Annotated in this window: 16 protein-coding genes and 1 riboswitch; of the genes, 2 read left to right on the top strand and 14 right to left on the bottom strand. The window is 34.8% G+C overall.

Annotated features, from left to right (window positions below):
* Positions 1–2 precede the first annotated feature (2 nt).
* From CLU83_RS19165 to CLU83_RS19115, 11 genes are all read right to left on the bottom strand, one after another.
* Complete coding sequence (locus CLU83_RS19165) at positions 3–521, bottom strand: alpha/beta hydrolase (protein WP_100433087.1); 519 nt, start codon at positions 519–521, stop codon at positions 3–5.
* A gap of 118 nt (positions 522–639) precedes the next feature.
* Positions 640–1,812 carry a PLP-dependent aspartate aminotransferase family protein gene (locus CLU83_RS19160; protein ID WP_100433086.1) on the bottom strand — a complete coding sequence of 391 codons (1,173 nt, stop codon included), beginning with the start codon at positions 1,810–1,812 and terminating at the stop codon, positions 640–642.
* 39 nt (positions 1,813–1,851) lie between these two features.
* Complete coding sequence (locus tag CLU83_RS19155; RefSeq protein ID WP_100433085.1) at positions 1,852–2,286, bottom strand: OsmC family protein; 435 nt, start codon at positions 2,284–2,286, stop codon at positions 1,852–1,854.
* 38 nt (positions 2,287–2,324) lie between these two features.
* Positions 2,325–2,567 (bottom strand): putative signal transducing protein, encoded by a 243-nt coding sequence (locus CLU83_RS19150; protein ID WP_100433084.1) that lies wholly within the window; start codon positions 2,565–2,567, stop codon positions 2,325–2,327.
* Between the two features lie 83 nt (positions 2,568–2,650).
* Complete coding sequence (gene thrA, locus CLU83_RS19145) at positions 2,651–5,065, bottom strand: bifunctional aspartate kinase/homoserine dehydrogenase I (protein WP_100433083.1); 2,415 nt, start codon at positions 5,063–5,065, stop codon at positions 2,651–2,653.
* Positions 5,062–6,048, bottom strand: a complete 987-nt coding sequence (locus tag CLU83_RS19140) for an alpha/beta fold hydrolase (protein WP_232727190.1) — start codon at positions 6,046–6,048, stop codon at positions 5,062–5,064. Before CLU83_RS19140 ends, thrA begins: the two co-directional genes overlap by 4 nt.
* Positions 6,049–6,124: 76 nt before the next feature.
* Positions 6,125–6,232: riboswitch (SAM riboswitch) on the bottom strand.
* Between the two features lie 235 nt (positions 6,233–6,467).
* Positions 6,468–6,677, bottom strand: a complete 210-nt coding sequence (locus tag CLU83_RS19135; protein WP_100433082.1) for a hypothetical protein — start codon at positions 6,675–6,677, stop codon at positions 6,468–6,470.
* 117 nt (positions 6,678–6,794) lie between these two features.
* Complete coding sequence (locus CLU83_RS19130; protein WP_100433081.1) at positions 6,795–8,081, bottom strand: O-acetylhomoserine aminocarboxypropyltransferase/cysteine synthase family protein; 1,287 nt, start codon at positions 8,079–8,081, stop codon at positions 6,795–6,797.
* Positions 8,082–8,721: 640 nt separating this feature from the next.
* Positions 8,722–9,936: a sterol desaturase family protein gene (locus CLU83_RS19125; RefSeq protein ID WP_100433080.1), complete on the bottom strand. Its 1,215-nt coding sequence runs from the start codon at positions 9,934–9,936 to the stop codon at positions 8,722–8,724.
* 47 nt (positions 9,937–9,983) lie between these two features.
* A complete protein-coding gene (locus CLU83_RS19120; RefSeq protein ID WP_100433079.1) occupies positions 9,984–10,985 on the bottom strand; it encodes an alpha/beta fold hydrolase in 1,002 nt (333 codons plus the stop codon).
* Positions 10,986–11,269: 284 nt separating this feature from the next.
* Positions 11,270–12,562: an O-acetylhomoserine aminocarboxypropyltransferase/cysteine synthase family protein gene (locus CLU83_RS19115; protein ID WP_100433078.1), complete on the bottom strand. Its 1,293-nt coding sequence runs from the start codon at positions 12,560–12,562 to the stop codon at positions 11,270–11,272.
* A gap of 685 nt (positions 12,563–13,247) precedes the next feature.
* On the opposite strand from CLU83_RS19115, the gene metK reads away from it, so the two are divergent.
* Both metK and CLU83_RS19105 read left to right on the top strand, forming a co-directional pair.
* Complete coding sequence (metK, locus tag CLU83_RS19110; RefSeq protein WP_100433077.1) at positions 13,248–14,498, top strand: methionine adenosyltransferase; 1,251 nt, start codon at positions 13,248–13,250, stop codon at positions 14,496–14,498.
* Positions 14,499–14,818: 320 nt separating this feature from the next.
* Complete coding sequence (locus CLU83_RS19105; RefSeq protein ID WP_100433076.1) at positions 14,819–15,433, top strand: deoxynucleoside kinase; 615 nt, start codon at positions 14,819–14,821, stop codon at positions 15,431–15,433.
* A 73-nt stretch (positions 15,434–15,506) separates the two neighbouring features.
* Here CLU83_RS19105 and CLU83_RS19100 read toward each other — a convergent pair whose 3' ends face one another.
* The 3 genes from CLU83_RS19100 to CLU83_RS19090 all read right to left on the bottom strand — a co-directional run bounded on the left by CLU83_RS19100 (position 15,507) and on the right by CLU83_RS19090 (position 19,591).
* The gene (locus CLU83_RS19100) at positions 15,507–18,089 is read right to left on the bottom strand and encodes a sodium-translocating pyrophosphatase (protein WP_100433075.1); all 2,583 of its coding nucleotides are present in this window, start codon (positions 18,087–18,089) and stop codon (positions 15,507–15,509) included.
* 113 nt (positions 18,090–18,202) lie between these two features.
* A complete protein-coding gene (locus CLU83_RS19095) occupies positions 18,203–18,733 on the bottom strand; it encodes an inorganic diphosphatase (protein WP_100433803.1) in 531 nt (176 codons plus the stop codon).
* A gap of 255 nt (positions 18,734–18,988) precedes the next feature.
* The gene (locus CLU83_RS19090) at positions 18,989–19,591 is read right to left on the bottom strand and encodes a DNA-3-methyladenine glycosylase (RefSeq protein ID WP_100433074.1); all 603 of its coding nucleotides are present in this window, start codon (positions 19,589–19,591) and stop codon (positions 18,989–18,991) included.
* Between the last annotated feature and the right edge of the window lie 22 nt (positions 19,592–19,613).

Raw genomic sequence — 19,613 nt, 5'->3', positions numbered from 1 at the left:
AACTATTTTAAAATTTCGGCACAAATTGAATCTGCAAATTCCTTTTCAGTATAGAAATCGTGTTCTTTATTTTTTATGATTTCAAAATCTATCGAATGTGTTTGAAGCCAATTCTTGTTTGGAATATTACTGTCATTTTCTCCATAATATAGTTTTATTGCTCCATTAGGAATTTTATCCTCACACCGTAATCTTGTTGATGAAACCGCTAATAAATTTCTAACTTTCAAATCTTTTAAAGCTGCTTTCCAAGCAATCGTTCCGCCTATACTGAAAGCTAGAATATCGATTTGATTCTTTTCTCTTTTCAAAAGATTCTCCATACCTTTCTCTATTCCTCCATTAATAAACTGACTATGGAGATTTTCTTCGGTATAATATGTTTTGTCAATTTCGCCCAATTCACAGCAATCATAATATTGAATTTCGAATTTATCCTTCAATAATTCAACATAACCAGAAACCCAGTCTGATTTTTCTTTTCCCCACAAATCCGATAAAATGATAAGTCTTGGTTTCATATGATAAGAGAAAATGTGAATCAAATTTTAAAAAAAATAAATGATGATTAACAATTTTTGAAAGCAATACAAATCTGCAATCTAAAATCATTAATCATCATTCTAAAATTAATATTATTTATGAAAGCGCCTGCTTTAAATCTGCAATAACATCTTCCACGGTTTCAAGCCCTACGGAAACACGTACCAATCCATCTGTAATGCTCACTGCCAAACGTTCTTCCACAGTCAATTTACTGTGAGTTGTAGAGGCCGGATGTGTTACGATTGTTCTGGTATCACCCAGATTTGGAGACAATGAACACAATCTTATTTTATCCAAAAAGGCTCTTCCTGCTTCGATTCCGCCTTTAATTTCAAAAGCAACAATATTCCCTCCTAATTTCATTTGCTTTTTGGCCAATTCGTATTGCGGATGCGACTTCAAGAATGGATATTTAACGGTATTTACGTTTGGATGTCTTTCTAAAAACTCAGCTACTTTCATTGCATTTTCACAGTGTCGATCAACACGAATTGCTAATGTTTCCAAGCTTTTAGACAATACCCAAGCATTAAAAGGCGATAATGAAGGGCCTGTCAGTCGAGAAAACAAATAAATATCTTTTATCAAATCGGCATTTCCTACTGTGATTCCTCCTAATACTCTTCCTTGACCATCAATCAATTTAGTTGCAGAATGCACTACCAAATGCGCTCCCCATTTTATAGGCTGCTGAAGATAAGGCGTAGCAAAACAGTTGTCGATAATTAAAATCAAGTTATGTTTTTTGGCAATCGCTCCCAAAAGTTCTAAATCAATAATATCAACAGCTGGGTTGGTTGGCGATTCGGCAAAAAGTATCTTCGTATTTGGTTTTATAAAACTCTCAATGGTTTCCGGTTTAGTAAGATCAAAATAGGAAGTTTCGATTCCCCACTTTGGAAAATAATTCACAAACAAGGAATGGGTTGCCCCAAAAACACTGCTGGCAGAAACGATATGATCTCCTGATTTCAACAAAGCAGTAAAAGTAGAATACACCGCAGCCATTCCTGATGCAAATGCAAAACCAGCTTCAGCACCTTCCATTTTGCAAACTTTATCAACGAATTCGTTGGTATTTGGATTACTGTATCGACTGTAAATATTGCGGTCTTTCTCATCTGCAAAAGAAGCACGCATGTCTTCAGCATCTTCAAATACAAAACTAGACGTTAAGTAAAGAGGCACTGAATGCTCCAAAAATTGTGTTCTTTCTAATTGGTTACGGATGGCCTGTGTTTCAAAACCAAATTCTTCTTCGCTCATTTTAATATGTTTATGGTTGATAGTTTGCTGTTTGTGGTCTTAGATTTTCGCTAATTCCACTCCATTCAAAACTACTTTGTAATGTATTGTTGCCGTTGGTTCTACCGTTTTAGAAACTGAGCAATATTTATCAAAAGACAATTGTGCTGCTTTTGCTGCTTTGTCTTCTTTAATATTTCCTTCCAAAGAAAAAACTACATAAATATCTTTGAATGGTTTTGCTTCGCCAACTTGTACGCGTTCGCCTTCTACCTCAGCCTTGAAAGAAGTGATTTCCTGGCGCTGTTTTTTTAGAATCGAAATCATATCAATTCCACTGCAGCCAGCGACACCCATTAATACTAATTCCATTGGGCTTGGCCCCATATCATTTCCTCCAAATTCTGGACGGGCATCAACATTTACAATGTGACCTCGTTCATTTTTTAATTCAAAATGGAAGTTGTCGTTTACTCTGTTAAGTGTTATTTTCATTTTGCTTGTTTTTTTAAACGCTAATGATGCGAATTTTTTTATTTTTCTCCAGTTTCTAAATTATTATTGCCATTTAAATAATCATCAACTATTATTCTTGATACGTCTAAATCCAATTCATCGACTTGAAGTTTTACAGGATTTAAACCTCCCGATGCAACAACCCAAGGCTCAATATTTGACATATATTCATTTTGAGTAAAAACTGAAATTTCTTTTCCTTCTAATAAATTTCTAACATTCATTGCTTCAAAATACGACCCCCTAAAAACTTCTATCATAATTTTTTTAATGCTGATAATGCGATTTTTCTAACGCAGATTCAACGGTTATTTTTATATCTAAAATCTGCAATCTTAAATCATTACCCTTTATCCGATAATCTCAAAATATCTCCAAAAACTCCTCTCGCTGTTACTGCCGATCCCGCTCCAGCTCCTTGAATCACGATTGGTCGGTCTCCATAAGATTCCGTGTAAATTTCGAAGAAAGAATCCGAACCTTTCAATCCGCCCAAAGCAGTTTCTTTTGGCACCGAAACCAATTTTACTTCCAGATTCCCTTTATCATTTTGCAAATCACCAGATAATTCCCCGATGTATCGCAACACATGGTTTGGTTGCTGATCTGCTTTAATTTTAGCATAAATTGGGTCAAACTCTGATAATTTATTTAAGAAATCAGAAACATCTCCTTCACGCAAATGCTCCGGAATTAAATTCTGAATCGAAATCTCCTCAAACTCATTTTGCAGGTCTAATTCTCTAGCCAATATCAATAATTTTCTACCTACGTCATTTCCGCAAAGGTCTTCTCTTGGGTCTGGTTCGGTGTAACCGTTATCGATGGCTTCTTTTAATATTTCGCTGAACGGGGCATCTTTCGCAGAAAAATTATTGAACAAATAGCTCAAAGTTCCCGAGAAAACGCCCTTTATCTTAGTGATATTTTCACCCGATAAGTGCAATAATTTTATCGTATCAATCAATGGCAAACCTGCACCTACGTTCGTTTCATACAAATATGTTTTTTGGTTTTCTTCCAATACTTGTCGCAGCTCTTTGTAAAACGAATAACTCAATGTATTGGCTACTTTATTAGACGAAATCAAGTCAAAACTGTTTTCTGCCAATTTGATATAATTTTCAACAAAAGAAGTAGAAGCCGAGTTATCAATGGCAATCAAATTCTCCAAGTGGTGCTCATTTGCGTAAGCAATAACATCTTCAATTGTATAAGAAATTCCAGCTGTTTGGATTTCATTTCTCCAGTTTGGTGAAACACCGTTTTTATTAAGAAGAATACTTTTAGAATTCGCAATCGCAAAAACATTCAATTTGATTCCTTTGCGTTTTTCGATAGCTCCAGATGATTCCAAAATTTGGTTAATCAACGTTCCTCCTACCAATCCGTGTCCAAAAATCGCAATATTTATTTTCTTGGAAACTCCAAAAATCTCTCCATGAATAACGTTCAGAGCTTTGTTCAGCTCCGATTTTTTCACCACCAAACTCACATTTTTGCCCGTAACCGTATTATTGAAAAGGATAGGAACAATTTTGTTTTTGATTAAAGCTGTGTACGGTTTATGAAAAGTACTCAAATCCTGACCAATAATCGAAATTACCGAAACATTATCGGTAACAGTAATTTTATTAACGTCTTTAGAATAAAAGTCGTTTTCAAATTCTCGCTCCAATTCAATCATCGCACGAGTCGCTTTATCAGCATCAACCACAATTCCGATTCCTCTTTCAGACGAACCTTGCGAAATGATGCTAACGCTAATATCATTATCACCCATCACTTTAAAAATACGGGCATCAACACCTGTTTTCCCAAGTAATCCCCTTCCTTCCAAATTCACCAAAGCCACATTTTCCAAAACCGAAAGCGTTTTAATTCCTTCTTTATTGGCATTGGAAGTAATTAACGTCCCTTGATTTTCATGATTGAATGTGTTCAAAATACGAAGCGGAATATTTTTTTCCAACAGAGGAATGATAGTCTTTGCATGCAAAATTGTTGCTCCGAAATTGGCCAGCTCATTCGCTTCGTTAAACGTCAAATAGTCTATTTTTTTAGCATCCAAAACCAGATCTGGGTTTGCTGTATAAATTCCGTCAACGTGAGTATAATTTTGAAGTTCCGTCGCATCAAGATAATTCGCAAGTAACGAAGCCGTATAATTACTACCATTTCTTCCCAGCGTAGTTGCTTCATTTTTATTATTGGAACCAATAAAACCAGTCACAACATTTACCGTTTCGCCGTTATGCTCCTTAAAATAGGCCACCACATTTTTCTTCGAAAGCTGTTCAACCGGTTGTGCATCTCCGTAATTAGAGTCCGTTTTTATCAATTCTCTCGTGTCTGAAAAATTAGCTTTTATGCCATTTTTAATTAAAATTGCAGTCAGCAGTTTAGCCGAAATCAACTCTCCTTTGGACAGTACTTCGTCCTTAATTTTCACGCTGTAATCCCCAATCAGGCTCACGCCTTCAAAAAGTTTTTCCAGTTTGCCAAACTCTTCAGACAAATCCACATCGACGTAAACATCTTGCTGATAGTTTTTAAAATCTTCAAAAAGCGGTTTATAATTTCCGTTTTTCGAAGCCAAAGCCAATATATCTTCCAGTTCGTCCGTGGCATTTCCGCGTGCCGAAACCACAACTGCAATCTGCTCTCCGTTATTCACTTTCCCGGCAATAATTGCCACAACCTTATTGATTCCGTCTCCGTTTGACAAAGACTTACCTCCAAATTTTAATATTTTCATTTTGATATATTTTTTTCAAGCTTAAAAATTCCTTTAAGCAATTTGTCTAATTGTTTATATTCAATCAAGAAAGCATCGTGGCCGTGAATGGAATCAATTTCTTGGAACGTTACATTCTCTTTGTGCTTTTTTAATGTTTCGTATGTTTCTTTATTCTCATTTACAGTAAAAAACAAATCCGAATTAATTCCAATAATATGAATATCGGCTTCAATTTGTGATGCCACAGCAACAAAAGATTCTCTGTTTCTGGAAATATCTATTGTTTTCAGCAATTGATTCATCAACTTATACGCCGAAAGCTGAAAACGTTTCTGCAATTTCTCACCATGATGATTCAGCCAACTTTCGATGTTAAAAACAGCCAATTCTTCGTTTATGGTTCGGTCAAATTTAGCCTTAAAAGATTCTGGCGTTCTATAACATAACATCGCGTGAATGCGTGCGTCTTCAATTGGCTTTGCCGAATTATTCAAAATTTGTTCCTGCAGAAAACAATTGGCAATAAGCCAATCTGTCGATTTCCAGTCGGTTGCAATCGGAATTAAATGTTTTGTTATCTGTAGTTCCAATGCGGCAATTTCCCAAGCAATTCCTCCTCCTACAGAACCGCCAATAATGGCAAACAACTGATTAATCTGAAGCGATTTTACCCCTTCTATAAACAGTCTGGCCACATCTCTAGCCGTAAAATCCAAATAGTTTTCGATAATAGTATCGTCATAACCATTTCCCGGCACATTAAAAGCAAGTATTGTATATTTATCAGTGTCAATTGTTCTGTTTTTACCTATAAGTACATTCCACCATCCTTTTGACCCCACAACATGTGAATTCCCAGTCAATGCGTGATTAACCAAAACAATAGGTGCCGTATGCAGTGCCAGACCAAAAATCTGATAACTTAAATTGATTGAAGCAAAAAAAGCACCACTTTCGGTAGTGAAATTTTGTATAGTAATTATTGTTGGTTTATTTTCCAATTTCAAATCTTTTTGATTTTTTGATTTGTACCTGGAAATATTATGAAGAAAGTTAGAAAACCTAAATGAATTCTTTGTGTTATCTTTCCACGTTTGGCGTGGTAGAATGCAGCACCTTCTTCGATAAATCGAAGGGTTGCTAAGGCTTCATCGGGTCTAATCCCTCGTCCTTTCTTTATAACATTTCAATACGTTTCTGAACTTAAAGGTGCAAATTAACTACAATTTTATGAAACGACCAAATAATTATTAAACTCTTGCTAGAAACGACCATTCGGCGCTAATAAAAAATTTGCCAAAAGTTCACTTATTCTCACACATTTCTTTTAATTCCAAAAAGAATATGGCATGTTTTTATCCGTGAAGTTCTTGGCAAATAATTTTTACCTGAATATTTCCCGAGGTATCTTACTTATGCTTCAAATAAAAAGAGTTTCATTCTCTTTTGAGTACATGTGAAACAATAAAGAACTGTTGCCTTTTTTAGCTTTCAAATCAAAGTTTTCATCTACGTGAAATCTTGGATGATTCAATTCTTTCATCGGGTTAAAAGGTTCTACTGTTATAGTCCTCAAAATTGCTTTTTTTAGTAACTCTACTCTGCTTGTGATATATGTTATAATTTTCATGATACTTATTTTTGTAATTAATGTCTTTTTTTATGGCTTATATTTCAAATGTTTTACAACATTCTCTTCTTTTTTATAGCACAATGAGTTTCATTTTCTAAAAAAACAATTGTGCACTTATACTTTTACTGTTAATTCTGCAAAAACGGCTGATAAATCGGCTTTTAAATCTTCTATATCTTCCAGTCCTACTGACAATCGAATCAAATCTTTGGTAACTCCTGTGGCTACCTGCTCTGCATCAGACAACTGTTGATGCGTTGTACTGGATGGATGGATAATCAAGGATTTGGTGTCTCCAATATTGGCTAAAAGTGAAAATAATTTCGTTTCATCAGCCACTTTCTTGGCAGCTTCAAATCCTCCTTTTAAACCAAATGTCAGCAAACCGTTTTGTCCTTTTGGTAAATATTGCTGGGCTAAATCATAATATTTACTTGACTTCAAACCAGGATAATTGACCCAAGCCACGGCTTCCTGTTTTTCTAACCACTGCGCCAAAGCCAATCCGTTTTCGCTGTGCTTCTGGACTCGAACAGGCAGGGTTTCTAATCCCTGTATAATCTGAAAAGCATTAAACGGACTCAGCGCTGCTCCATAATCCCGCAGCCCTTCGATTCTTACTTTTGCAATAAACGCTGCGTTTCCAAGTGCCTCGTGATACACTAATCCGTGATATCCCGGCGATGGTTCTGTGAACTCTGGAAACTTACCGCTGCTCCAATCAAAAGTTCCTGCATCAATAACCACTCCTCCCAGTGAAGTACCATTCCCAGCAATATATTTGGTCAGGGAATGAATTACAATATTGGCTCCATGCTCAATTGGATTTAATAAATAAGGAGAGGGAACTGTGTTATCTACAATGAAAGGAACTTTAAATGATTTGGCTTCTGCCGAAATGGCTTTAAGATCAAGAACGTCTAATTTTGGATTTCCCAGACTTTCCGCAAAGAATACTCTAGTATTTTCTTTTGCTGCTTTCGTAAAATTTGCTGGATCTGAGGGATCAACAAATGTGGTAGTGATTCCCAGTCTTGGCAATGTTGCACTCAATAAATTATAAGTTCCGCCATACAAACTGTTTGAAGCTACAATATGGTCTCCTGTTTTTAGCAGTACTAATAATGATGTTGCAATTGCCGCAGTTCCAGATGCGGTTACTACTGCTCCAATACCACCTTCTAACGCTGCCAAACGCTGCTCCAAAATGTCATTGGTTGGATTATTCAATCGAGTATATATGAATCCTGATTCGGCAAGACCAAATAAATTGGCGGCATGCTCTGAATTATTAAAAACATAAGATGTCGTTTGATAAATAGGCACTGCGCGTGTCCCTGCGTGTTTTGTTACATCGTGTCCTGCGTGCAATGCATCAGTAGCAAATTTATTTGAACTCATAATTTCTTTTTTTTAATTTTTATTTGAACAAAGCTTATAGTGCTTTTATTATTTTTAAATTCTGACTTTCTTGCCCTTTGAAAACAAAAAACCCTTTTAGACGCATATCCAAAAGGGTTTTAAGTTTTATCTTAAACTTATACTTCTGGAATCAACGTATACAAACACACACCATGGCGTACTTACGCATCATAATCTTCTTTGACTGGCAAACGGTAATGTTAATCGTGTAAAGTTGGGGCATGCTTAATTATTGTTTTACTTATTCTTATTATTTTTTTAACCTTTAAATGATAAAAAAAACCTCCCAAGTTATTGAGAGGTTTTTTGCTATATATTATTTAATTTAAAATAAAGCTATATACACCTCCCCTTGCAGGTTTTCACCTGAATGGCTTTTTTAGACATATTGCATAAATTAAATCTCATTTTTCCTCTTTTTTCTTTTGTTTTACAAATATCTAAACTTTTTTTCAATTTTCCAAACACTAAACGTAAATTTAATGATTAATAAATATTTAATTAAAATAATAACTGATAAAAAATCAGCACTTTATAAATATCCATGCACAAACTTTGGCAAATACTTGTGATTTTTTAACAAAATTTTCTCGTTTTTAAACTATTCCATAACTAAAAACTATGTCGAAAACAGGAAATTCTGATACTTTGAGTGTATTGTCTGGTAAAATAAAACTCCTAATCCGCCTAACAATATTATAACTAAATGCAAAAATGAATTTGGGAAAAAGGAAAAACTCAAATAACCAATTATAATACCCCTTAAAAAATCCAAATGAAAAATCCATTTCTTTTGATCTAGCATAGCTCCAGTAGCAATTACGCTCAAAACAATAAAGACAGTTATTAAAAAAATAGTAAAAGCAGTTATAAATTCTGAAAAGAGAATTGTTAAAAACAATATAGTCATTGTTACAATTGTCTTTGCAATAATTGAATTTGTCAGTTTCTTTGAATATTTAATATCAATATCAACTGTTTTTTTAGAAAGCTTTCTTTCCAGAAGCAACCGTATTCTTCCATCGATATCATTTGGACCTCCAAAAATTACTTTCAGTTTTTGTCTGATTGTTTTGGCCATTCTAAAGGCTACTGTTAATTCCAAAACATAATGAAAATGCTGCCATAAAAAACTATAACTCCCTAATGACTTAGTCAATCCAAATTTTGGTTCAGCTGTCTCTTCTATAAAAGTTCCAAAAATTTTATCCCAAATAATTAACATGTCCCCATAATTTTTATCCAAATATTCTGGATTACTGCTATGATGAACTCTATGGTGCGACGGCGTAACAATAATATATTCCAGCCATCCCAGTTTTCCCACTAACTGTGTATGAGTAAAAAAAGGATACGTTCCATGAATTAGCAATAATACAGTAATCATCTGGGCATTAAAACCAATAATAGGCAACACGCACCAAAACAAACCTCTGGCAAAAGCCTGAAAAACCGTTATTCTAGCCGCAGCTGTATAATTAAAATCGTCACTTTGATGATGTACAATATGTGATGCCCAAAAAAGATTGACCGTATGCCCGAATCTGTGATACCAATACCAAAGCAGATCTGTAGCCAGAAACAAAAGAATCCAAGTCACAGCAGTGGATTCAATTGAAAAAATAGAGAAGTTTGCATTCAGCCAAGAAAAAATAAAGAAAAAAGTTCCCGTAGTTAAAAGATCAGCAATGCGCTCAACAATTCCAATATTAAGATTGGCAATACTTTCATTAAAATGATGAAGTTTTTTATTTTTTCTTACACTAATATAGTATTCCAAAAGCATAAAAAATGCAAAAAATGGAACTGCAAAAGCTATATAATTTAATTTCATTTGGGGTGCTTTTTATTTGCTTTAGAGCCAAAAGGATTACATTTATTCTAAGCGCTGGCATAAAGCTGGTTTTTATGATAGCTAAAAATTGGCTTTAAAATATCAGCCAGCTGATTGAATTCAATCAAATATGCATCATGACCATGAATGGACTGAATTTGATGATAAAAAACATTTTGTTTTTTATTGGTCAATTCTCTGTAGGTTTTACGGGTTTCTTCGGCAATAAACAAATAATCTGTATCGACAGTTATAAGATGAATATTGCTCTCAATAGCATTTGCCACTGTTAAAAAATCGGACCTGTTTTTGGTGATATCAATTGTTTTGAGCAGATGATTCATCAATTTATAAGCTGCCAATCGGTATCTATTTTTCAATTTAAAACCATGATCCATTAACCAATTCTCAATTTTCAGAGCTGATAATTCATCTAATTTGCTTCTTCTAAACCTTTGATTGACATATTCTGGAGTTCTATACAGTAAAGTAGCATGCAGACGGGCATCAACGATTGGATCATCCGAGTGATTTAGAATTTGATCTTGAATCAAGACATTTGCTATAACCCAATCCGTAGCTTTCCAGTCTGTTGCAATTGGAATTAAATTATCAATTTTATCAGGCTGCAACGCTGCCATTTCCCATGTTATCGCTCCTCCTAAACTACCGCCAATTATGGCATATACATTTTTTACATTTAAGAAAAATAAGCCTTCCCAAAAGATTCTCGCTATGTCTCGAACACTATAATCTCGATAATTGTCTATCAAATTATCCAGATTATCATCATATCCATTTCCTGGAATATTAAAAACTATTACTGTAAAATAATCAGTATCAATTGCTTTATTTTCGCCGACTATGCCGCTCCACCATCCTTTTTCTCCAGTAACTTTAGAGTTTCCTGTCAAAGAATGATTCACTACTACAACGGGAGCAGTCCCTAATGGTCTCCCAAATACGTGATAAAACAAAGGCAGATATGCCTTTTGTTTTCCTATTTCTAAATCAAAATTAAAGAGATCTATTTTTTCTAAATTTTCCATTTTCGAATATTTTAAAAATTAACATTTACCTGAGTTCGATTGCAATTGGAAGTCGTCGCAAAACAGTACTAATATTTCCTTTTAGCCCTGATCGAAGCGATATACTTTACTTTTTTTCTTTAAAAAAGTAAAGATTTAGCGAAGAGCAGGAACCATAAAACCTGAAAATACCTGATTTTACTGCTTCCAAAACAAATAACCGAATTCTGCTTTTTTGTAAAAACTACCTTAGGCTAACAATCCAAGTAGCTAAGGCAGTTTTACTAACAAAAAAAAACACAATATCAAGCTAATTGTGGTGCTTTAATGGTTTCAAAAACAGCTTTTAAATCTGCTTTTAAATCCTCTATATCTTCAAGTCCAACGGACAGTCTAATTAAATCTTTGGTAACGCCTGTTGAGATTTGTTCCTCATCCGTCAACTGTTGGTGTGTGGTGCTGGCAGGATGAATAATTAAGGATTTGGTATCCCCGATATTAGCTAGGATGGAAAATAGCTTCGTGTTATCGGCCACTTTTTTGGCTGCGTCAAAACCTGCTTTTAAACCAAAAGTTACGACGCCACTTTGCCCTTTTGGCAAATATTTTTGAACTAAAACATAATATTTGCTCGATTTTAAGCCCGGATAATTTACCCAAGCAACCTCATCCTGAACCTCAAGCCATTGTGCTAGTGCCAATGCGTTTTCACTGTGCCTTTTAATACGAACTTCTAAAGTTTCTAATCCTTGTATGATTTGGAAAGCATTAAAAGGACTCAATGCAGCTCCATGATCTCGTAGCCCTTCGATGCGTGCTTTTGCAATAAAAGCTGCGTTTCCTAACGCTTGATGATATATTAAACCATGATATCCTGCGGAAGGCTCTGTAAATTCCGGGAATTTTCCATTTGACCAATCAAATTTTCCAGCATCAATGATTACTCCGCCTAATGAAGTTCCATTTCCTGAAATATATTTGGTCAAAGAATGAATAACAATATCTGCTCCATGTTCAATTGGATTCAATAAATATGGGGAAGCGACTGTGTTGTCTACTATAAAAGGAACTTTGAATTTCTTAGCTTCTTCAGCAATTGATTTTAAATTTAGCACATCGAGTTTTGGATTTCCAAGACTTTCTACAAAGAATACTCTCGTATTTTGTTTAGCTGCTAAAGTGAAATTTTCAGGATCTGTGGCATCTACAAAAGTTGTGGTAATCCCCAATCTTGGTAATGTTACTTTCAATAAATTATAGGTTCCGCCATATAAACTGCTAGAAGCTACAATGTGGTCTCCGGCTTTTAGCAACACTAACAAAGCTGTCGATATTGCTGATGCTCCCGAGGCTGTAACTACAGCACCAATGCCACCTTCTAAAACTGCCAAACGCTTTTCTAGAACGTCATTTGTCGGGTTATTTAATCGGGTATAAATATATCCCTCTTCTGCAAGACCAAATAAATTGGCCGCATGATCTGAATTATTAAATACATACGAAGTAGTCTGATAAATTGGAACTGCTCTGGTTCCGCCATTTTTAGTTACATCGTGTCCTGCGTGTAATGCGTTTGTTGCAAAGTTTTGTGTACTCATGATTTTAAGTTTTTAAATGTTATTTTATTAGTTTGTCTTTTTGAAAATTCCGGAGAACAAAAAGCCCTTTTGGAACGTTTACCAAAAGGGCTTATAGTTGGACTATAACAAGGATTTTATCCTTCACTTTTGGCAATAGCAAATTGGGATGCACATACACATCATACAACATATCATCATTTTGTTTCCTATTGCTTTCATCTCTTTATTTTTCTTATTGGTTTAAAAAAAAACCTCTGCGGTTTGCAGAGATCTATATAGTTATGTTTTTAAATTATACAATACTATGACTCTGCGGAAATTTTCCACATGTTACAACACATATCCTTAATCAATAATTTCATTCTCTTTCTATTTGATGGAGCAAAAATGCAAACTATTTTTTAATCCACCAAGCAAAAATCAATTTATTTTATAAATTCTATGGAATTAGTATAGTTTGTTAAATTCCTCTTAATTAATTAAAAAAAGTAAAAGAATAATTTGGAATTCAAAATGGTTTCATACCTTTGCACCCGAATACAAGAGGAAAAATTTGAACTGATTGCAACCTCTTCATAATGAAATGACTTCATTATGAATGCTGAAAAATTTTCAGCATAAAAAATGCTAAAGCAGAAACTCTCCTTTAGTATTTTTCCCGCAATTGTTTTTCCTCGATTAATTTTAAAAATTTATAATTATTATGGCTTATTTATTTACGTCAGAATCTGTAAGTGAGGGACACCCAGACAAAGTTGCAGATCAAATTTCGGATGCATTAATTGATAACTTTTTGGCATTTGATGCTGACTCAAAAGTAGCTTGTGAGACGTTAGTAACTACTGGTCAAGTAATATTGGCAGGTGAAGTAAAGTCGAATACTTACTTAGATGTACAACAGATTGCCCGCGAAGTAATTCGTAAAATTGGTTATACAAAAAGCGAATACATGTTTGAGGCAAACTCTTGCGGTATTCTTTCAGCCATTCACGAACAATCTGCAGATATTAATCAAGGTGTTGACAGAGCAAGCAAAGAAGAGCAAGGAGCTGGAGACCAAGGAATGATGTTTGGCTATGCAACTAATGAAACTGAAAATTACATGCCGTTGGCACTTGATTTATCTCATAAATTATTGCAGGAATTAGCTATTTTGAGACGTGAAAATAATGAAATTACTTATTTACGTCCTGATGCAAAATCTCAAGTTACTTTAGAATACAGCGATGACAACAAACCTACTCGTATTGATGCTATTGTAATTTCTACACAACACGACGATTTTGACGAAGAAGCCACTATGCTTGCTAAAATCAAAAAAGACATCATCGAAATATTGATTCCAAGAATCATTGCAAAAAATCCTGCTCACGCACATTTATTCAATGATAAAATTCAATACCACATTAACCCAACAGGTAAATTCGTAATTGGAGGTCCTCACGGAGATACTGGATTGACAGGAAGAAAAATCATTGTAGACACTTATGGTGGAAAAGGAGCTCACGGTGGGGGTGCTTTCTCTGGAAAAGATCCAAGTAAAGTAGACAGAAGTGCTGCTTATGCTACACGTCATATTGCAAAAAACCTTGTTGCAGCTGGTGTTGCCGATGAGATTTTGGTACAAGTTTCGTATGCGATTGGAGTAGCAAAACCAATGGGTATTTTTATTGATACTTACGGAACATCTAAAGTGAAATTGACTAATGGTGAAATTGCTAAAAAAGTAGAAGCTATTTTTGACATGCGTCCTTACTTCATCGAACAACGCTTGAAATTAAGAAACCCAATTTATAGTGAAACTGCTGCTTACGGACACATGGGACGTACTCCTGAAACCGTAACCAAAACATTCTCTGCTCCTGGAGGAAACGAAAAAACTGTTACAGTAGAATTATTTACTTGGGAAAAATTAGATTTTGTAGATCAGGTAAAAACTGCTTTTGGATTGTAGTAAAAATTCAAAATAGCATATAGAAAAAACCATTCGATTATCGAATGGTTTTTTTTTGACAAGTCTTGTCCTAAAACAACAATACATAAAAAATATCTTTATAAAAAATTGTCAAATAATTTAAACATGAATTACAACTATTACTTACAAAAAAATCTGAGCATCATTCTATCAAAAAAGTTTCCTCAGCAATACTCTGCCAAAGAATGAAATTTTGGATTTATATTTCAAAAATCATTAGATAAATACCATTGCTAAATCCAAATTTTATCTATTTTTACAATCTTAGAAATTATGAATTATAAAATCGCAACATCGTAATGCACATAGCAATAGCTGGAAATATAGGTTCTGGAAAAACAACATTAACCCGTTTGCTGGCCAAACATTTTAAATGGGAACCTCATTTTGAAGAAGTAGTAGACAACCCCTATCTTGATGACTTTTACCATCAAATGGAACGCTGGTCCTTTAATTTACAAATCTATTTCTTGAATAGCCGTTTTCGTCAAATAATGCAAATTCGCGAGAGTGGCAAGAAAATCATTCAGGACAGAACCATTTATGAAGACGCACACATATTTGCTCCCAATCTTTATGCCATGGGATTGATGACCAGCCGTGACTTTGAAAACTATTCTTCTCTTTTTGAATTAATGGAATCTCATGTCGAAGCTCCCGATTTATTAATTTACTTAAGGAGCTCCATCCCTAACTTAGTTGGACAAATTCATAAGCGTGGCCGCGAATATGAAAACACCATTTCTATTGATTATTTGAGCCGTCTTAATGAACGTTATGAAGCTTGGGTGCAAACCTATAAAAAAGGAAAAATTATGATTATAGATGTAGACAATATTAATTTTGTAGACAATCCTGAAGATTTAGGAAGCATTATCAATCGTATTGATGCTGAGCTTAATGGATTGTTTTAATATTCAAACATTTTTAAATAATAACAAAAATGCCCCGAAATTCGGGGCATTTTTAATTTAAACAGAGTCAATACTATTTTAAAGCTTCAACTTTAGCTTTAACTTCTTCCAATGAACCTTCAAAAACTTGTACATTTTCATTACCGTTTACTGATGTAGTTACGGTTGCTTTTGCTTTTCCGTTTTTGTTTATTAGCTGCACTTTCACTTCTTTTTCGATTTCTCCTTTTTTGGCACAACATGCTTTCCCTTTTTGTTCAACAAATTTTCCGTCTTTATCATAATGGGACAAACACATTTCTTTTTGCTCAGGAGTACATTTTAGACTATCACACATTTTGGTGCATTCTTCTTTGGTCATTTTGGCACATTTGGACATATCACATTTCCCCATCATCATTCCGCCTTCATTTTTATGACATTCTTTCATCCAGATTTCTTTCTTTTCCGGACAAGTTTCTTTTGCGTCAACAGTACTGCTTCCGCTTCCTAAAATCGGAGCCATAACCAATCCAATCAAACATGTTAATTTGATTAAGATGTTCATTGATGGTCCAGAAGTATCTTTGAATGGATCTCCAACCGTATCACCTGTAACTGCTGCCTTATGAGCATCAGATCCTTTGTAGGTCATTTCGCCGTTAATCATAACTCCAGCTTCAAATGATTTTTTGGCATTGTCCCAAGCACCACCGGCATTGTTTTGGAAAACTGCCCAAAGAACCCCCGAAACAGTAACTCCAGCCATATAGCCTCCTAACATTTCGGCGATTAATTGATTATTATGTCCGTACACTAATTTTCCTAAAAGTACAATTGCAATTGGGAAACCAATCGTTAAAATACCGGGCAACATCATTTCGCGCAAAGCCGCTTTGGTCGAAATGTCAACGCATTTGGCATATTCAGGTTTTCCGGTTCCTTCCATAATTCCTGGAATTTCTTTGAACTGACGACGTACTTCATATACCATGTCCATCGCTGCTTTTCCAACTGAATTCATTGCTAAAGCCGAGAAAACCACCGGAATCATTCCACCAACAAAAAGCATCGCTAAAACAGGTGCTTTGAAAATATTAATTCCGTCAATTCCTGTAAAAGTTACATAAGCAGCAAACAAAGCCAAAGAGGTTAAAGCTGCGGAAGCGATAGCAAAACCTTTACCTGTAGCTGCAGTAGTATTTCCTACTGAATCCAAAATATCGGTTCTCGTACGCACTTCTTTTGGCAATTCACTCATTTCGGCAATTCCACCTGCATTATCAGATATAGGTCCGAATGCATCGATTGCTAATTGCATTGCTGTAGTTGCCATCATTGCAGAAGCAGCTAATGCTACACCATAGAATCCAGCTAATGCATAAGAAGACCAAATCGCAGCTGCAAATAATAATACAGTTGGGAACGTAGAAATCATTCCTGTCGCCAATCCTGCAATTACGTTTGTTCCTGCTCCTGTACTTGATTTTTGAACAATAGCCATTACAGGTTTTGTTCCTAAACCTGTATAATATTCTGTTACAGATGAAATAGCTCCACCTACAATAAGTCCAATAAGTGTAGCATAAAAAACACGCATCGATGAAATGTCCATTGATCCTTCACCGAAAAAAGTCATACTCATCGTTTCTGGAAGCATGTATTGCACTAAGAAATAACAAGAGATTGCAGTTAAAACAATAGAAACCCAGTTTCCAATATTTAATGCTTTTTGAACTTGAGCTTCTTTGGCGTTCTCGTCTGTGATTTTAACTAGCATTGTACCAATTATAGAAAACAAAATTCCAAAACCAGCAATTGCCATCGGCAATAAAATTGGTCCGATTCCTCCAAAAGCGTCTTGAATGTTCCCGCCCATATCTTTTATCACATAATTTCCAAGTACCATAGCCGCCAAAACGGTTGCTACATACGATCCAAATAAATCGGCACCCATTCCTGCAACATCCCCTACATTATCTCCTACGTTATCAGCAATTGTCGCAGGATTTCGAGGATCATCTTCTGGAATCCCTGCTTCTACTTTACCTACCAAATCAGCACCTACATCGGCGGCTTTGGTATAAATTCCTCCCCCCACACGGGCAAACAAAGCAATTGATTCAGCTCCAAGAGAAAATCCTGCTAACGTTTCCAGAACAACCGTCATATCTTCTGTCGAAGTCCATTGTCCGTTCATGAATATTCTGAAAAAAATAATAAAAAAACCGGTTAAACCTAAAACAGCTAAACCGGCTACCCCTAATCCCATTACAGTTCCGCCACCAAAAGAAACTTTCAAAGCTTGCGGCAAACTTGTACGGGCAGCCTGAGTAGTTCTTACATTGGTTTTTGTTGCAATTTTCATTCCCATATTCCCTGCTAATGCAGAGAAAAATGCACCGAATATAAATGCAACCACTATTAATATATTTGTTTTAACTCCTGGTATAAAAGTGATACTTGCTAATACAACACTTGCGATTACTACAAAGACAGCCAACAGTCGGTATTCTGCCTTTAAGAAAGCCAGAGCTCCTTCATATATGTGATCTGATATCTCTTTCATTTTGCCGTCTCCAGGATCCTGTTTTAAAACCCAAGATCTTTTGATAGCCATAAAAATAAGCCCTATTATTGCCATGAAAATTGGCACATAAATCATAATTGAATTCATAAAATATTCTTTTTGGTTTGTTATTATAAAAAATGTAATCGATAGCAATTTAACGAAAAAAAGCAACACTCTTTGCAGAATATTGCTTTTTTTACAAATTATAAGGGCGTAAATTATTTAATACTAAATAATCCCTCAGGTTTATTTGGAATATCATTAAAACGCTGTGTACATTCTTTGATAATATCAAATGCTTCATCCACATCTCCCCAACCTTCTACGTCTACTTGTTTGTTTTCAAGGTCTTTATAAACTTGAAAAAAATGTTCAATCTCTTTCAATAAGTGCGGGTTTATATCTGATAGGTTTTCTAACGAATTCCAGATTGGATCTGAAACTGGCACACAGATTATTTTTTCGTCTGGTCCTTTGTCATCGGCCATGTGAAAAACTCCAATAGGCTTCACTTCCATTACACAACCAGGAAAAGTCGGCTCGTTTACCAATACTAAAACATCTAATGGATCACCATCCAATGCTAAAGTTTCAGGAATGAATCCATAATCAGCTGGGTACATCATTGAAGAGAATAACATTCTGTCAAAACGCATTCTTTTAATTTCAAAATCATACTCGTATTTATTTCTACTTCCTCTTGGTATTTCAATTAATACATCAAAAGTCTTTAATTTGTCTGCAGTCATTATTTTTTGTCTTTTCTTAATTTTATTAACGAATGCAAAAGTAATCAAACAATACTTTTTTACAATAAAAAAAGATAATTTAATCCAGTGATTAGTGATCAGTTCACCGTAATTAGTTTTGATTAACACTCTCATGCACTATTACACTCAAAATAATTGAAAAATAATCAATCAAAAGAGTCTTTTTGTAAAGAGTTTGGTTTTTTATATTCCAAACAGCCAATCACTAATTACTACCCGCTAATTACTTATTTCCTAATACACTATTGTTCTCTTACGCTTTCTTAAATAATAATGCCATAGCAAAAATGTAGCATAAGACCGGTATGGACTCCAATTAATAGTATGGGTTTCCATAATGGATTTATCATGAATATCCAGTAATTCTTTTATTGTATTGACTACTGCTATATCGCCTAGAGGCAGTAAATCGGGTTCCTGCAGACAAAACATTAAATAAATATCAATTGTCCAATTGCCTATTCCTTTAATTTTGATAAGTTCTTCGCGGACTTGCTCTGCCGTTTTCTGAGGAAGGCTTTCTAAATCTATTTCTTTATTTAAGATAGCAGACGATAATGCTTTTATATAAGTGCTTTTTTGTCGGCTTACGCCAAAAGCCCTGTATTGATCATCGGAAACATCGACAAGCAATTCGGGTTTGAAAGTGGCATGTTCAGCTTTTATTTTTAAGAAAGTCGCTTTGGCCGAATCTATGGAAACTTGCTGTTCTAAAATTAACAGCACTAATGTCTCAAATCCTTGAGGCCTTTTTGGGATTGTTGGCAATCCATAGGTATCAATAATATACTGAAATATGGGATCTTTTTGAAAAAGATGATCGATTGCTTCTTGCATGGTCTGATTTTTTTTTAGCCCA

This window comes from Flavobacterium sp. 1, assembly GCF_002797935.1.
Classification (GTDB): Bacteria; Bacteroidota; Bacteroidia; order Flavobacteriales; family Flavobacteriaceae; genus Flavobacterium.
Note: the sequence above shows the minus strand (reverse complement) of the source record. Positions and strands in the feature narration are given on the sequence as shown.

What these genes read in the sequence shown, in the direction of transcription:
- CLU83_RS19165 (WP_100433087.1), bottom strand. Translation starts at nt 521, where the DNA reads ATGAAACCAAGACTTATCATTTTATCGGATTTGTGGGGAAAAGAAAAA.
- CLU83_RS19160 (WP_100433086.1), bottom strand. Translation starts at nt 1,812, where the DNA reads ATGAGCGAAGAAGAATTTGGTTTTGAAACACAGGCCATCCGTAACCAA.
- CLU83_RS19155 (WP_100433085.1), bottom strand. Translation starts at nt 2,286, where the DNA reads ATGAAAATAACACTTAACAGAGTAAACGACAACTTCCATTTTGAATTA.
- CLU83_RS19150 (WP_100433084.1), bottom strand. Translation starts at nt 2,567, where the DNA reads ATGATAGAAGTTTTTAGGGGGTCGTATTTTGAAGCAATGAATGTTAGA.
- thrA (WP_100433083.1), bottom strand. Translation starts at nt 5,065, where the DNA reads ATGAAAATATTAAAATTTGGAGGTAAGTCTTTGTCAAACGGAGACGGA.
- CLU83_RS19135 (WP_100433082.1), bottom strand. Translation starts at nt 6,677, where the DNA reads ATGAAAATTATAACATATATCACAAGCAGAGTAGAGTTACTAAAAAAA.
- CLU83_RS19130 (WP_100433081.1), bottom strand. Translation starts at nt 8,081, where the DNA reads ATGAGTTCAAATAAATTTGCTACTGATGCATTGCACGCAGGACACGAT.
- CLU83_RS19125 (WP_100433080.1), bottom strand. Translation starts at nt 9,936, where the DNA reads ATGAAATTAAATTATATAGCTTTTGCAGTTCCATTTTTTGCATTTTTT.
- CLU83_RS19120 (WP_100433079.1), bottom strand. Translation starts at nt 10,985, where the DNA reads ATGGAAAATTTAGAAAAAATAGATCTCTTTAATTTTGATTTAGAAATA.
- CLU83_RS19115 (WP_100433078.1), bottom strand. Translation starts at nt 12,562, where the DNA reads ATGAGTACACAAAACTTTGCAACAAACGCATTACACGCAGGACACGAT.
- metK (WP_100433077.1), top strand. Translation starts at nt 13,248, where the DNA reads ATGGCTTATTTATTTACGTCAGAATCTGTAAGTGAGGGACACCCAGAC.
- CLU83_RS19105 (WP_100433076.1), top strand. Translation starts at nt 14,819, where the DNA reads ATGCACATAGCAATAGCTGGAAATATAGGTTCTGGAAAAACAACATTA.
- CLU83_RS19100 (WP_100433075.1), bottom strand. Translation starts at nt 18,089, where the DNA reads ATGAATTCAATTATGATTTATGTGCCAATTTTCATGGCAATAATAGGG.
- CLU83_RS19095 (WP_100433803.1), bottom strand. Translation starts at nt 18,733, where the DNA reads ATGACTGCAGACAAATTAAAGACTTTTGATGTATTAATTGAAATACCA.
- CLU83_RS19090 (WP_100433074.1), bottom strand. Translation starts at nt 19,591, where the DNA reads ATGCAAGAAGCAATCGATCATCTTTTTCAAAAAGATCCCATATTTCAG.